Origin of the sequence: Terrabacter sp. C0L_2, assembly GCF_036352015.1 — a bacterium.
GTDB lineage: Bacteria > Actinomycetota > Actinomycetes > Actinomycetales > Dermatophilaceae > Terrabacter > Terrabacter tumescens.
In genome coordinates this window covers 4,088,159-4,102,212 of the sequence record NZ_CP143557.1, presented here as the reverse complement: position 1 = coordinate 4,102,212, position 14,054 = coordinate 4,088,159, and the positions used below count along the sequence as shown (strand labels likewise).

The 14,054-nt window shown below is 72.4% G+C and carries 17 protein-coding genes; 16 read left to right on the top strand and 1 reads right to left on the bottom strand.

Annotated features, from left to right (window positions below):
- The first annotated feature begins 64 nt into the window (after positions 1–64).
- From U5C87_RS19090 to trmD, 7 genes are all read left to right on the top strand, one after another.
- The gene (locus tag U5C87_RS19090; RefSeq protein ID WP_330474045.1) at positions 65–487 is read left to right on the top strand and encodes a DUF350 domain-containing protein; all 423 of its coding nucleotides are present in this window, start codon (positions 65–67) and stop codon (positions 485–487) included.
- A 57-nt stretch (positions 488–544) separates the two neighbouring features.
- Positions 545–1,633 (top strand): amidohydrolase family protein, encoded by a 1,089-nt coding sequence (locus U5C87_RS19085; RefSeq protein WP_330474044.1) that lies wholly within the window; start codon positions 545–547, stop codon positions 1,631–1,633.
- On the top strand, positions 1,623–2,603 hold the full coding sequence (locus U5C87_RS19080) for a GNAT family N-acetyltransferase (protein ID WP_330474043.1): 981 nt from the start codon (positions 1,623–1,625) through the stop codon (positions 2,601–2,603). The genes U5C87_RS19085 and U5C87_RS19080 overlap by 11 nt, the downstream gene beginning before the upstream one ends.
- A gap of 187 nt (positions 2,604–2,790) precedes the next feature.
- Positions 2,791–3,258: a 30S ribosomal protein S16 gene (rpsP, locus tag U5C87_RS19075; protein WP_330474042.1), complete on the top strand. Its 468-nt coding sequence runs from the start codon at positions 2,791–2,793 to the stop codon at positions 3,256–3,258.
- A 2-nt stretch (positions 3,259–3,260) separates the two neighbouring features.
- The gene (locus U5C87_RS19070) at positions 3,261–3,503 is read left to right on the top strand and encodes an RNA-binding protein (RefSeq protein WP_030146663.1); all 243 of its coding nucleotides are present in this window, start codon (positions 3,261–3,263) and stop codon (positions 3,501–3,503) included.
- Between the two features lie 129 nt (positions 3,504–3,632).
- On the top strand, positions 3,633–4,160 hold the full coding sequence (gene rimM, locus U5C87_RS19065; protein WP_330474041.1) for a ribosome maturation factor RimM: 528 nt from the start codon (positions 3,633–3,635) through the stop codon (positions 4,158–4,160).
- A 32-nt stretch (positions 4,161–4,192) separates the two neighbouring features.
- The gene (gene trmD, locus U5C87_RS19060; protein ID WP_330476719.1) at positions 4,193–5,383 is read left to right on the top strand and encodes a tRNA (guanosine(37)-N1)-methyltransferase TrmD; all 1,191 of its coding nucleotides are present in this window, start codon (positions 4,193–4,195) and stop codon (positions 5,381–5,383) included.
- 12 nt (positions 5,384–5,395) lie between these two features.
- Here the strand turns inward: trmD and U5C87_RS19055 are convergent, their stop codons facing one another.
- Positions 5,396–6,154 carry an ABC transporter permease gene (locus U5C87_RS19055; RefSeq protein ID WP_330474040.1) on the bottom strand — a complete coding sequence of 253 codons (759 nt, stop codon included), beginning with the start codon at positions 6,152–6,154 and terminating at the stop codon, positions 5,396–5,398.
- A 228-nt stretch (positions 6,155–6,382) separates the two neighbouring features.
- Here U5C87_RS19055 and rplS point away from each other — a divergent pair, with 228 nt between their 5' ends.
- The 9 genes from rplS (at position 6,383) to U5C87_RS19010 (ending at position 14,037) form a co-directional block, all read left to right on the top strand.
- Positions 6,383–6,757, top strand: coding sequence for a 50S ribosomal protein L19 (gene rplS, locus U5C87_RS19050; RefSeq protein ID WP_030146659.1), 375 nt, complete (start codon positions 6,383–6,385; stop codon positions 6,755–6,757).
- 213 nt (positions 6,758–6,970) lie between these two features.
- Positions 6,971–7,591: a signal peptidase I gene (gene lepB, locus U5C87_RS19045; protein ID WP_330474039.1), complete on the top strand. Its 621-nt coding sequence runs from the start codon at positions 6,971–6,973 to the stop codon at positions 7,589–7,591.
- Positions 7,591–8,481 carry a signal peptidase I gene (gene lepB, locus U5C87_RS19040; RefSeq protein WP_330474038.1) on the top strand — a complete coding sequence of 297 codons (891 nt, stop codon included), beginning with the start codon at positions 7,591–7,593 and terminating at the stop codon, positions 8,479–8,481. The genes lepB (U5C87_RS19045) and lepB (U5C87_RS19040) overlap by 1 nt, the downstream gene beginning before the upstream one ends.
- A gap of 35 nt (positions 8,482–8,516) precedes the next feature.
- Positions 8,517–9,296, top strand: coding sequence for a ribonuclease HII (locus U5C87_RS19035; RefSeq protein ID WP_330474037.1), 780 nt, complete (start codon positions 8,517–8,519; stop codon positions 9,294–9,296).
- Positions 9,293–9,613: a DUF2469 domain-containing protein gene (locus U5C87_RS19030; RefSeq protein WP_030146655.1), complete on the top strand. Its 321-nt coding sequence runs from the start codon at positions 9,293–9,295 to the stop codon at positions 9,611–9,613. The genes U5C87_RS19035 and U5C87_RS19030 overlap by 4 nt, the downstream gene beginning before the upstream one ends.
- Positions 9,614–9,724: 111 nt before the next feature.
- Positions 9,725–10,090, top strand: coding sequence for a YraN family protein (locus U5C87_RS19025; RefSeq protein WP_330474036.1), 366 nt, complete (start codon positions 9,725–9,727; stop codon positions 10,088–10,090).
- Positions 10,090–11,646: a YifB family Mg chelatase-like AAA ATPase gene (locus tag U5C87_RS19020; protein WP_330474035.1), complete on the top strand. Its 1,557-nt coding sequence runs from the start codon at positions 10,090–10,092 to the stop codon at positions 11,644–11,646. Before U5C87_RS19025 ends, U5C87_RS19020 begins: the two co-directional genes overlap by 1 nt.
- A gap of 63 nt (positions 11,647–11,709) precedes the next feature.
- Positions 11,710–12,816, top strand: a complete 1,107-nt coding sequence (dprA, locus tag U5C87_RS19015) for a DNA-processing protein DprA (RefSeq protein ID WP_330474034.1) — start codon at positions 11,710–11,712, stop codon at positions 12,814–12,816.
- Between the two features lie 291 nt (positions 12,817–13,107).
- Entirely contained in the window at positions 13,108–14,037 is a 930-nt protein-coding gene (locus U5C87_RS19010) for a tyrosine recombinase XerC (protein ID WP_330476718.1), read from the top strand.
- The last annotated feature ends 17 nt before the right edge of the window (positions 14,038–14,054 follow it).

Here is a 14,054-nt window from a genome sequence, read left to right as displayed (position 1 = left end):
CCACCGCACGACGTCACCACCCTTGCCTGGACCCCGAAACCCATCCCTGAAGCTGGAGCCCTGAATGGACCTGCTCGTCCACACCGGATACGCCCTCGTCTACGCCGTGGTCGGCATCGCCGTGCTCGGCCTGGGCTACGCCGCGCTCGACCTCGTGACACCCGGCCACCTCGGCTCGCACATCTGGACCGAGAGGTCCGTCAACGCGGCCATCGTGCTCGCCGCCGGACTGCTCGGGCTGGGGTTCGTCGTCTTCGCGGCGATCTGGACCAACGCGACCGGCTCGCTCGGGGTGGCGCTCGGCTGGACCGTCGTCTTCGGCGTCCTCGGCGTGCTGCTCCAGGCCCTCGCCTTCCGGCTGCTCGACCTCGTGACACCCGGAGACATGGCCGAGCTCGTGACGCAGCGCGAGTTCCACCCGGCGTCGGTCGTCGCGGCCGCGGTGCAGCTCGCGGTCTCGCTCATCGTCGTGGCCTCGATCGCCTGAGCCTCGGGCGGATGTCCCTCCCCGGACCGGAGGGGCTCGGAGGTTAGGGTCGGGACCATGAGTGCACCGGTGCTCCACGTCCGCGGTCGCGTGCTCGTCGGTCCCGACGAGGTCGTCGACGAGCTGTGGGTGGTCGGCGGGCGCGTGTCCTTCACGCCGCCGTCGGACCGCAGCGACGTACAGACCCTCGAGGGCTGGGTGCTGCCCGGGCTCGTGGACGCCCACTGCCACGTCGGCCTCGGCCCCCACGGCGCCGTGCCGCGCGACGAGGCCGAGCAGCAGGCGATCACCGACCGCGACCGCGGCACGCTCCTCATCCGCGACGCGGGCCAGCCCGGCGACACGCACTGGGTCGACGACCGCGAGGACCTGCCGAAGATCATCCGCGCCGGGCGCCACATCGCGCGCACCCGCCGCTACATCCGCAACTACGCGCACGAGGTCGAGGAGGACGAACTCGCCCGCCACGTCCGGCTCGAGGCGCACCGCGGCGACGGCTGGGTCAAGCTCGTCGGCGACTGGATCGACCGCGACGTCGGCGACCTCGCCCCGAGCTGGTCGCGCCAGGCCGTCGCCGACGCCATCGCGGCGGCCCACGAGGAGGGCGTCCGGGTCACCGCGCACTGCTTCGGCGAGGAGTCGCTGCGCGACCTCGCAGCCGCCGGCATCGACTGCATCGAGCACGCGACGGGCCTGCAGGAGGACTCGATCGACACCTTCGCCGCGCAGGGCATCGCCATCGTGCCGACCCTCGTCAACATCGCCCAGTTCCCCGACCTCGCGGAGCCGGCCAAGGAGAAGTTCCCCGACTACCACCGGCACATGCTCGACCTGCACGAGCGGCGCTACGCCACCGTCGGGGCGGCGCACGAGGCCGGCGTGCCGATCTACGTCGGCACCGACGCCGGGGGCAGCCTCCCGCACGGGCTCGTCGCCCAAGAGATGGTCGAGCTGACCAAGGCGGGCCTCAGCAACGCCGAGGTCGTCGCCGCGGCGACGTGGGGCGCCCGGGAGTGGCTCGGCCGGCCCGGCATCGTCGAGGGCGAGGACGCCGATCTCGTCGTGTACGCCGCCGACCCGCTGGCCGACGTCACCGTCGTCGCCGACCCGCTCGGCGTCGTGCTGCGAGGCCGCGTTGTCGTCTGACCGCGCCGCCGAGCGCCAGGGAGAGCGCCCCGGGGAGCACCCCACAGAGCCCGCTGCCGCCGAGCCGCCGCTCACCGCGACGGGGGAGCGGGTCGAGGTGCGCCCGCCGTCCGTGACCGACATCGAAGCGTATGCCGCTGCCGTCACCCTCTCGGAGCGGCGCCTCGCCGACTTCGCGATCCCCAACCCGCACAACCTGCCGGTCGTCCTCGACAGCCAGTCACCGACCTACCGCACGTTCATGGTGCACGCCCTCGATGCCGAGGGCTCGCACGGGCTCGTCGGCCGGATCAACGTCGCCAACGTCGTCGGCGGCTCGTTCCGCAGCGCGACGATCGGCTACGACTCCTACGACCCGTATGCCGGCCGGGGCCTGTTCGCCGAGGGGCTGCGGCTCACGCTCGACCTCGTCTTCGCCGACCCGCCGCAGGGGATGGGCCTGCACCGCATCGAGGCGAACATCCAGCCGGCCAACCACCGCTCAGCCGGGCTCGTGCGCTCCCTCGGCTTCGTCCACGAGGGCTTCTCCCGCGACTTCCTGCACCTGCCGGGCCTCGACGGACGGCGCGACTGGCGCGACCACGACCGCTTCACCCTGCTCTCGAGCGACTGGCCGGCCGTGCCCTACCGACCGCACGGGCACCGGCGCACCGCGTGCGTCGTCACCGGCCCCAGCGGCCCGGGCTACGGCTACGCGGGCGTCAGCCTGGCCGCGGCAGTCGCCGCCGAGCTCGGCATCCCGCTCTTCTCGGCGAGCGTCGTCGACAGCACGGCCGCGCTCTTCGAGCTGCTCCGCGCTTCTCCCGTCGGCGGGGTGGTGGAGTGCCGGCTCTCCGGCCCCGAGCTGCGGATGGGCCTGGCCCGCGCCGGCTACGAGCCCTCGGGCGTGCCCGTCCTCGACAACGCCGTCGACGTGCCGCGGCGCGAGGTCGTGAGGCAGGCCCTCGCGGTCCGCGCGGCGCACGCCTGACGGAGGCGGACGGCATACGCCCTCACGGGGGCGTGTCCGGAGCACCCCTCCGGGTCTGGCAGAATGGAGGGCTGTACCCGTCCGGCCCCCTCTCGGCTGGACCGGACGCCTACACACCGAGCGTCGGCACCCCGGCTGAACCCAGTCGGTCTCGCCGCGCTCACTACTGGTTGAGGAGACCGCCACCATGGCAGTCAAGATCCGTCTGAAGCGCATGGGCAAGATCCGTGCACCGTACTACCGCGTCGTCGTCATGGACTCGCGCACGAAGCGCGACGGCCGTGCCATCGAGGAGATCGGCAAGTACCACCCCACCGAGCAGCCGTCGCTCATCGACATCGACATCGAGCGCGCGCACTACTGGCTGGGCCAGGGCGCGCAGCCGACCGAGGCCGTCGCGGCGCTTATCAAGATCGTCGACGAGGGCAAGCTCCAGACCAAGGAGCCGAAGACCTCGAAGAAGGACCTCTACGAGGCCGCTGTCGCCGCTGCCGGTGGCAAGAACGACGCCGGCACCGACGGCCCGACGCCGCGCAAGAAGGCCGCCAAGAAGGCCGAGCCCAAGGCTGAGGCCAAGGCCGACGAGAAGGCTGACGAGAAGACCGAGGCCCCGGCCGAGGCTGCTGCCGACGAGGCCGCGAAGGCCGAGGCCTGAGCATGCTCGAGGAGGCGCTCGAGCACCTCGTCAAGGGCATCGTCGACCACGACGAGGACGTCGTCGTGCGCCGCAAGGAGCTGCGTCGCGGTGAGCTGCTCGAGGTCCGGGTCCACCCCGACGACCTCGGCCGCGTCATCGGCCGCTCCGGCCGCACGGCGAGCGCGCTGCGCACCGTCGTCGGCGCCCTCGCGGGCAACAACAACGTGCGCGTCGACATCGTCGACACCGACCGCGCGCGCTGAGCGCCGACTCCACCCGAGTCACCGAGAGGGGCGTCCCGGATCTTCCGGGGCGCCCCTCTTGCTCGTCCCCGCAGCCCTTCTCCGGCCCACTGGTCTCGTGGGGCCCACAGAACTGAGAGGATTCGGGCCATGAACGTCGTCCTCGCCCGCATCGGCAAACCCCATGGCCTGCAGGGAGAGGTGACCGTCCAGCTGCACACGGACGACCCCGAGACGCGGTTCGCCGTCGGCACCGTCATCGCGACCGAGGCCGACCCGGGGTCCGGGGTGCCCAAGACCCTCACGATCGCGTCGACGCGGGTGCACCGCGGCATCTGGCTGCTCACCTTCGAGGAGATCCCCGACCGCACCGGCGCCGAGAGCCTGCGCGGCACCCGGCTCGTGCTGCCCGAGTCGGACCCCCAGGACGAGGACGAGGCCTTCTACGAGGAGGACCTCGTCGGCCTCGAGGTGCGTGACACGAGCGGAGAGAAGGTCGGCACCGTGAGCGGTCTCGAGATCGGTCCCGCCCAGGACCGCCTCGTCGTGACGCTCACCGACGGCGTCACGGCCTACGTGCCCTTCGTCAAGCGCATCGTGCCGGTCGTCGCCGACGACCACGTCGTCGTCGACCCGCCGCCCGGCCTCTTCGACCTCTACCGCGAGGGCACCGAGTGAGCGTGCCCCATGAGGGGGCGCCGACGCCCGCCATGCGCGTCGACGTCGTCACGATCTTCCCCGACTACCTCGCCCCGCTCGACCTGTCGCTCATCGGCAAGGCCCGCGAGGACGGCCTGCTCGACGTCCGGGTGCACGACCTGCGCGACTTCACCCACGACCGGCACCGCACCGTCGACGACACCCCGTACGGCGGCGGAGCGGGCATGGTCATGAAGCCCCAGCCATGGTCCGAGGCGCTCGACCACGTTCTGGCACAGGACAACCCGGCCGGCGCCAAGCCGCGGCTCATCGTCCCCGGGCCGGGTGGACAGCCGTTCACCCAGGCGCTCGCGCGCGAGCTCGCCCAGGAGCCGTGGCTCGCCTTCGCCTGCGGGCGCTACGAGGGCATCGACGAGCGCGTCTACGACCACGCCCGTGAGGACCTCGGTCTCGAGGTCTCGGTCGTCAGCCTCGGCGACTACGTCCTCAACGGCGGCGAGGTCGCCGTGCTCGCCATGGTCGAGGCCGTCGGACGGCTCGTCCCCGGCGTCATCGGCAACGCCGCGTCGCTCGTCGAGGAGTCGCACGAGGACGGGCTGCTCGAGTACCCCATCTACACCAAGCCGAGCTCGTGGAACGGCCGCGAGGTGCCTCCGGTGCTGCTCTCGGGCAACCACGGCGCCATCGCCGCGTGGCGTCACGAGCAGCGGCTCGCCCGCACCGCAGCGCGCCGGCCCGACCTGCTGCACGCCTCGCACGGCACCGACGCCGGTGACATCGAGATCAGCGCCGCGACGCCGGGCGACGTGCCCGAGCTCGGCGTGCTGATGCGGGCCTGCTGGGTGCAGGAGGCCGTCGCGGGCGGGACCCTCGAGATCCCCGCCCTGCACGAGAGCCTCGACGACGTCCGCGCGAGCCTCGAGCGCACGCAGACCTGGGTGGCCCGCAGCGGCGGCCGCCTCGTCGGCGCGGTGCGCACGTCGCGCACCGGACCCGACGCCGACGACTGGTTCATCGGTCGCCTCTGCGTCGTCCCGGACCTGCAGGGCCGTGGACTCGGCCGACGCCTCCTCGAGCACGCCGAGTCGACCGCGCCGGACGGCATACGCACGTTCACCCTCCACACGGGGGCGCGCAGCACGGACAACCTGCGGCTGTACAAGAAGGCCGGCTACCGCCTCGTCGAGCAGCCCGCGTCGATCCCCGGGGCGGTCACGCTCGTCAAGCGTCGTCGCCGCTGACCCGCGCGCCCGTCACGACACGAGCGCGAGGCCGAGGTCGTCCGGCAGCAGCAGGCGCCGCCGGATCAGGGCGGCCTGGACGCCGGCCGTGATCGACTGCGTCGCCATGATCGCGAAGAGCACGAGGACCTGGGCCGTCGCGGCCTGGACCGCGCTGCCGCCGCCGAGCATGACGCCGATGAAGGCGCCCGGCAGCGTGACGATGCCCGAGGTGCGCACCTGGTCGAGGCTCGGCACGATGCCCTCCGGGACGCGGCGGGCGATGATCTCGTCGATGGCTTGGCTCGAGGTGAGCCCGAGCGAGAGCGACGCCTCGTACTGCCCGTGCTCCTCGCGCAGCGCCGCGAAGGTGCGCCGACCGACGAGCGTGTGCACCGTCATCGTGTTGCCGATGACGATCCCGGCCACGGGGATGACGGCGATCCCCGTCAGCGGCACCGAGCCCGTGGCCAGCACGATCCCCACGACCGGGACGACGCCGCACGCCATCGCGGCGGCCGCCCAGGGCCACGTGCCCGGCGCGCCGACGCGCTTGGACGTCGTGGCGACCGCCGTCGCGAACATCGCGCCCACGGCGACGAACGACCACCACAGGGAGCCGACGACCGCGGTGATGACGAGCGCCACGAGGCCGAGCTGCACGACGGCCCGGGCGCCGGCGACCGCCGACTGGCGACCGAGGCCGATGCCGCTGACGCGGTTGGCGACGACGGTCACGAGCATGAGGACGACGAGACAGACGTAGACGGGCCAGCCGGGGGAGACGCTCACGGGCCCACGCTAGGGCACGGCCGGCATACGCTCGCCCCACCGATTTCAGGTATGCCGCGTGCTCTGGCAGACTTGCTCCTTGCGTCCGGCACATGACGGCCCCTGCCACAGGGGGAGTCGGGTCACCACCTCGCACGACCAGCAGCACCGGTGACCTGACGCGGCCCGACGGACGCATCCACACCTTTGTGACGAGGTGGCCTGTGGCACCCAGGAAAGCGAAGCATCATGCACACGTTTGACGAGATCAACGCCGCATCGCTGCGCTCGGACGTTCCCGAGTTCCGCGCCGGCGACACCCTCAAGGTCCACGTCAAGGTCATCGAGGGCACGCGCTCGCGTGTCCAGGTGTTCCAGGGCATCGTCATCCGTCGCCACGGCGGCGGCGTCGGCGAGACCTTCACCGTCCGCAAGATCTCCTTCGGTGTCGGCGTCGAGCGCACCTTCCCGCTCCACACCCCGGTCATCGACAAGATCGAGGTCGTGACCCGCGGTGACGTCCGTCGCGCCAAGCTCTACTACCTGCGTGGTCTGCGCGGCAAGGCTGCCAAGATCCGCGAGAAGCGCGACACCATCCCGGCCAAGGCCGGCGCCAAGAGCTGACGACCTGCTGACGCAGCCGTCCGCCCAGTGACGCAAGGCGCGGTGGACCCCGAGCGGGCCGTCCCGGAGACATCCGGGACGCCCCCAGAGGCGGGGTCCGCCGCGCCTTCGTCGCGTCCGGGCGAGAGTGGCGCGCCGGCTGGTGGTCGTGCGGGTCTGGCCGGTCGGTCCGGTCGGTCCGGGGCGTATGCCGCCGCGCGACGCCACCGGTGGTTGCTCGGTCCCGCGCTGCTGCTGCTCGCGATCGTGGTGATCCGGGCCTTCCTCGTGACGCCCTTCGGCATCCCGAGCGAGTCGATGCAGGACACCCTGCTCATCGGTGACCGCATCCTCGTCAGCCGCACGACGGCGCCCGCGGACCTGCGCCGCGGCGACATCGTCGTCTTCGACGCCTCCCAGGCGTTCAACCTCCGAGTGCCCGAGCGCGGCCTCCTCCAGACGCTGGTCGAGGCCGTCGAGAGCCTGGCCGGCAAGGGCCAGCCGACCGACTACGTCAAGCGCATCATCGGGCTGCCCGGCGACCACGTGAGGTGCTGCGCCGCTGACGGCCGTCTCGAGATCAACGGCGTCGCCGTCACCGAGCCCTACGTGGCACCGGGGCAGAAACCGAGCCTGCTCACCTTCGACGTGACGGTGCCGCCTGACCGGTTCTGGGTCATGGGCGACAACCGGGGATCGTCCGCGGACTCCCGTGCGCACCTCGGCGACCCGGGTGGCGGCATGGTGCCGGGGGACGACATGATCGGCAAGGTTTGGGTGCGATACTGGCCGCTCGATCGGCTCGGACCGGTCGAGCAAGGACAAATTGCCTCCGTCCCACGAAATGGTGAGTGATGTCGCAGTACACCGGACGCCCCGAAGACCCGACGCGCGGGCGCACTGCTGCTGACACCGACGACCTGGACGACGACCTCGACGACGACTACGACGACGAGCCCCGCAGCTTCGGCGCGACCATCCTGGCCGGCATCAAGGAGCTCGTCATCGTCGTCGTCCTCGCGATGGCTCTCTCCTTCGTGGTCAAGACCTGGCTCTTCCAGGCCTTCTACATCCCGTCCGGCTCGATGGAGAACACCCTCGTCAAGGACGACCGCGTCATCGTCAGCAAGCTGACGCCCGGGCCGTTCGACCTCAAGCGGGGCGACGTCGTCGTCTTCGAGGACCCGGGTGCGCCGACCCCGTGGCTCGGTGACCTCGGCGGCCAGCGCAGCAACGTCGGTGGGCCCTTCCACGACGCACTCGTCTTCGTCGGCCTGCTCCCCGAGGACTCCGAGAACCACCTCATCAAGCGCGTCATCGGCCTGCCCGGCGACCACGTCCAGGCCGACGGCGACACGGGCAAGATCAAGGTCAACGGCGTCGAGATCACCGAGCCCTACGTCAAGCCGGGCGACTACCCGAGCGAGGGCAAGAAGTTCGACATCACGGTCCCGGCGGGCCGCATCTGGGTCATGGGCGACCACCGCAGCGACTCCTCCGACAGCCGCTGGCACGACGACGGCACCGGCGCCACCGGCTCGGTCCCGATGGACAAGATCGTCGGCCGGGCGCTGTTCGTCGTCTGGCCCATCGACCACGTGACCTGGCTCGGCGTGCCCGAGCGCACCTTCTCCCAGGTCCCGACGGCCACGACGCCGTCGACGAAACCGACGGGCAAGGGCACGGTCAACCCGAGCCCCACCGGCAAGCCGCGCCCGTCGGCCACGACGACGAAGGTCGGCTGATCGGCAGCCCCGGCAACCCTCGCAAGCCCCGCACCATGGCACGACCTGCACCGTCCAAGAAACCGTCCCTGCGGGTCGAGCGCGCCCTGCAGCGCTCCGGCCACCGCCTTCTCGCCGGCATGGACGAGGTGGGCCGCGGCGCCCTCGCCGGGCCGGTCAGTGTGGGCGTCGTCGTCATCGACGAGACCGTGCGGTCCGCGCCGACCGGGGTCAAGGACTCCAAGCTGCTGACCGAGCGGGCCCGCACGGTGCTCGTGCCGCGCATCCAGCGGTGGGCGGTCGCCCACGCCGTCGGGCACGCGAGCGCCGACGAGATCGACGAGATCGGCATCATGGCGGCGCTGCGGCTGGCCGGCCTCCGCGCCCTCGGGTCCATCCGCGATGCCGGGATCGTGCCCGACCTCGTCATCCTCGACGGCAACCACGACTGGCTCACCGCGCCGACCGAGGTCGGCCTCTTCGCCTTCGCGGACGCGCACGGCCCGGCGACGCCGCCGGTGACGACCATGGTCAAGGCAGACCTGAAGTGCTCCTCCGTCGCGGCCGCGAGCGTGCTGGCGAAGGTCGAGCGCGACGAGATGATGGTGACCTTCTCGGCCCAGCACCCGGCATACGGCTGGGCGCTCAACAAGGGCTACTCCGCGCCCGAGCACATGGATGCGCTCACGCGGCTCGGCCCGTGCGAGCTGCACCGTCGCTCGTGGCGCCTGCCCGGCGTGTACGCCGAGGGGCCGGTCGAGGTGTTGAATGAGGGCACGGAGAACCTCGCTCCGGTGCCCACCACGGCAGAGCAGACAGGGACGGCGATCAGGTGAGTTCGGAAGATCTCGAGAAGTACGAGACCGAGATGGAGCTCCAGCTCTACAAGGAGTACCGCGACGTCGTCGGCCTCTTCACCCACGTCGTCGAGACCGAGCGCCGCTTCTACCTCGCCAACTCCGTCGACGTGAAGGTGCGCAGCGACGGCGGCGAGGTGTTCTTCGACGTGACGATGGCCGACGCCTGGGTGTGGGACATCTACCGCCCGGCGCGGTTCGTCAAGAACGTGCGCGTCGTGACGTTCAAGGACGTCAACGTCGAGGAGCTGCCCAAGCCCGACATCAAGCTCCCGGAGAGCGGCGACTTCAGCTGACGCCCGTCCGCGGGGCCGCGTCGTCCACACCCCCTCACCGATGGCGTATGCCGTCCACAGCCACGCGCTGACGGGTGTCCTCCCCGGGTCGCCGCCGGGAGAGTGGCCGGCATGGACCTCTCGACTCGTGCCCTCGGCGACTACGGCGAGCGCCTCGCCTGCCGCTACCTGCTCGCGCAGGGACTGACGATCCTCGACCGCAACTGGCGGTGCGTGCGCGGCGAGATCGACGTCGTCGCCCGTGACGGTCGCGAGCTCGTGGTCTGCGAGGTCAAGACACGCACGACCGAGGCGTACGGCGCCCCGTTCGAGGCCGTCACGTGGCGCAAGCAGCGGCGGCTGCGACACCTGGCCGGTCTGTGGCGCGACGACCATGCCGACCTCACTCGTGGTCTCGCCCTGCGGATCGACGTCATCTCGATCCTCCGGCCCCCGGAGGGCCGGGCGCGGCTCCAGCACCTGCAGGGGGTGTGCTGATGGGTCTCGGGCGCACCCGGTCGGTGGGCCTTCGAGGGGTGCACGGCTTCGTCGTCGACGTCGAGGCGCACGTGACGCAGGGCCTGCCGGGCTTCGCGATCAGCGGCCTCGGCGACTCGGCCGTCAAGCAGTCCTCCGACCGGATCAAGGCTGCCGCTGCCCTCATCGACAAGATGCCGGTGAGCCAGCGTCGGGTCACCGTCAACCTGTCGCCGGCGGGCGAGCGCAAGGTCGGGACCGGCTTCGACCTCGGCATCTTCGTCGCCGTCGCCGCGGCCATGGACCTCGTCCAGGTGACGGTCGTGCGCGACGTCGTCCACATCGGTGAGGTCGGGCTCGACGGGACGGTGCGCCCGGTGCCCGGCGTGCTGCCGCTCGTTCGCGCGGCATCCCTGGTGGGCGTGCGCCACGTCGTCGTCCCGGTCGCCAACGCGGGCGAGGCGCGACTCGTGTCGGGGGTGCACGTGCACCCTGTGGCCGACGTCGTGGAGCTCGTCCGGCGCTACGACACCCTCGGCAAGGGACGGGGCGTCGACGAGGTGCCCGTCCCGCCGGCCACGCCACCACCGCCCGAGCCGGTCCGTGACCTCAGCGAGGTCGTGGGCCAGGCTGACGCCAAGCTGGCCCTCGAGATCGCGGCGGCCGGGGGCCACCACCTGCTGCTCGCCGGCCCTCCGGGCGCCGGCAAGACGATGCTGGCCGAGCGGCTGCCGGGGCTGCTGCCGCCCCTCGGCGAGGCCGAGTCGATGGAGGTCACGGCGATCCACTCGGTGCTCGGGACCCTCGGCCCCGGGCACGACGCGTGCCTCGTCTCCCGGCCCCCGTTCGTGGCCCCGCACCACGGCGCCTCGCAGGCCGCGGTCATCGGCGGGGGCAGCGGGCACATCCGCCCCGGCGCGATCACCCAGGCCCACCACGGCGTCCTCTTCCTCGACGAGACGCCCGAGTTCGACAAGAGCGTGCTCCAGTCGCTGCGCACGCCGCTCGAGCGCGGGTCGGTCTCGATCGCCCGCGCCCACGAGACGGTCACCTTCCCGGCCCGCTTCCAGCTCGTCCTCGCCGCCAACCCGTGCCCGTGCGGCAACGGCTGGGGCAAGGGCCTGGACTGCACGTGCACCCCACTCATGCGGCGCTCCTACTTCGGCAGGCTGAGCGGCCCGCTGCTCGACCGGGTCGACCTCCAGGTGCACGTGCAGCCGCCGGGGCTGTCGATGGCGGGGGCGTCGGTGGGGGAGTCGACGGCGTCGGTGGCCGCCCGGGTCGCTGCCGCGCGCTCGGCGCAGGGCGAGCGCTGGCGCGCGGTCCTCGAGCGGGGCGGTGGGGTCAACGCGGACGTGCCAGGCTCGGTGCTTCGGGGTCGACCGTGGCGGCTGCCGACCTCGGCGACGACCACCCTCGACCGGGCGCTGGAGCGGGGTTCGCTCAGCCTGCGCGGCTACGACCGCACGCTGCGGTGCGCCTGGACCATCGCCGACGTCATGGGCCTCCAGCGTCCCGGCCCGGAGCAGGTCGACCTCGCCCTGAGCCTGCGCCACCGTGCGGGGGTGGCCGCATGACGTCACCCGACGGGCGCCGGCCCGTGACCGCCCGAACGACGTACGACCTCCAGGAGGTGGACGATGGACGCTGACCGGTTGGCGCGTGCTGCACTGTCACGGCTCGCGGAGCCGTGCGACAAGGACGTGCCCGGGCTCGTGGCGCAGGTGGGCGCCGTCGAGACGGTCGAGCGCATCCGCGCCGGCCGGGGCACGCTGGCCCGCTTCGCCGCGCGGCTCGCCACCCTCGACACCGCACGCGACCTCGACATCGCGGCGAAGGTCGGGGCAAGGGTCGTCGTGCCGGACGACGACGAATGGCCCGAGCGGCTCCGGCAGATCGACATCCCGCCGTACTGCCTGTGGGTCCGGGGCCCGCTCGACCTCGCGGAGACCGTCGAGCGCTCTGTGGCGGTCGTCGGCTCGCGGACCGCCACCGCCTACGGCGAGCAGATGGCCGCCGACATCGCCGCCGGCCTGTGCCAACGCGGATGGGCCGTGGTGTCCGGGGCGGCCTTCGGCATCGACGGCAGCGCGCACCGCGGGGCCCTGGCGGTCGAGGGGGCGACGGTCGCCGTGCTCGCCGGTGGGGTCGAGCGGCCCTACCCGTCGGGGCACGCCGCCCTGCTGTCCCGGATCGCCCGTGACGGGCTCGTGGTCTCGGAGGTGGCTCCGGGGTCGGCCCCGATGAAGTCGCGCTTCCTCGCCCGCAACCGCCTCATCGCGGGGATGACTCGCGGCACCGTCGTCGTCGAGGCCGACCTGCGGTCCGGCTCGCGCAACACCGTCAAGCACGCGATCGAGGCAGGACGTCATGTCGGGGCCGTCCCCGGGCCTGTCACCTCGATGGCCTCCGCCGGCTGTCACCAGGAGATCCGCGACCTCAGGGCTGTGCTCGTCACCAGCGCGGAGGAGGTCATCGACCTCGTCGGGGACCTCGGCGACGATGCGCACGAGCCGGGGAGAGGCCCGGTCCGTCCCGGTGACGACCTCCCACAGCTCGACGCCTCGGTCCTCGAAGCCGTGCCGTTCCGCTCGGGGCTCACCCTCGACGCGATCGTGCGGCAGGTGGCCCACGCGCCCCTGACGGTCCGGGCGGCTCTGGGCCGCCTCGAACGGCTCGACCTCGTCAGCGAGTCCGCCGGCACCTGGCGCAAGCGCCCACAACGCCGCCAGCTCCCGCTCGGCTAACCCCTGCGCCGCCTTCTGCCGACATCCGAAGGAGCCGTCCAAGCAGCTCGAGTGAGCGCCCCATCCCAGTTCGAGTGAGCGCCCCGTCGCAGATCGAGTGAGCGTCCTGCCCCAGTCGAGTGGCCCCGCGTCACCAATGCCCGTTGCCCGGGCCCGGTCGAGTGAGCACGTCGCAGATCGAGTGAGCGCTCGGTCACGGCTTCGGAGGTCCGGCCTCCTCACCAAGGCGGCCACCACGGCGCGGCGCTTGCCAGTTGGCATGCGGTTTGCGATGGTGCGGGAGTGACGGATGTGGTGAACGCCGAGACCGACGTGCTCGAGCGGCACGCCGAGCTGCTCCACGCGTACTCCCGTCACCTCGGTGCCGAGCGGGGGCGCTCGGTGCACACCCGCCGCGCGTACCTCGGTGACGTGCGGCACCTGCTCGGCTTCGCCGCCGAGCGCGGCATCGACGAGATCGGGGACCTGCGGATCGGCGACCTGCGCGCGTGGCTCGGCAGCCAGGCCGACGCGGGCGCCGCTCGCGCGACCATCGCGCGCCGGGCCGCCTCGGCACGCACCTTCCTGAGGTGGGCCGAGCACACCGGCCGGATCCCGACCGACCCCTCCCTGCGGCTGGTGGCGCCGAAGCGACACGCGACCCTGCCGGGTGTCCTGCGCCAGGGCGAGGCCACCGAGCTGCTCGACCTCGCCGCCGTCCGGGCCGACGACGAGGACCCGATCCACGTCCGCGACCGGGCCGTGCTCGAGCTGCTCTACGCGAGCGGCATCCGCGTGGGTGAGCTCGCAGCCCTCGACATCGACGACGTCGACCTGGCGCAGGGCGTGGTGCGCGTCATGGGCAAGGGCGCGAAGGAGCGCATCGTGCCCTTCGGTGCCCCGGCCGGCCGAGCCATCGAGGGCTGGCTCGCCGTCCGCCCGAGCCTCGTCGGTGAGCATTCCGGACCGGCGCTCTTCCTCGGGCGGCGCGGGCGCCGCGTCGATGCGCGACAGGTGCGCTCGGCCGTGCACGAGCTGCTCTCTCACCTGCCCGAGGCGCCCGACCTCGGCCCCCACGGCCTGCGGCACAGCGCCGCCACGCATCTGCTCGAGGGCGGTGCGGACCTGCGCATGGTCCAGGAGATCCTCGGTCACGCGAGCCTCGCGACCACCCAGATCTACACCCACGTCTCGGTGGACCGGCTCCGGCGCAGCTACGAGCAGGCTCACCCACGCGCCTGACCGTCGCTGCCTGACGG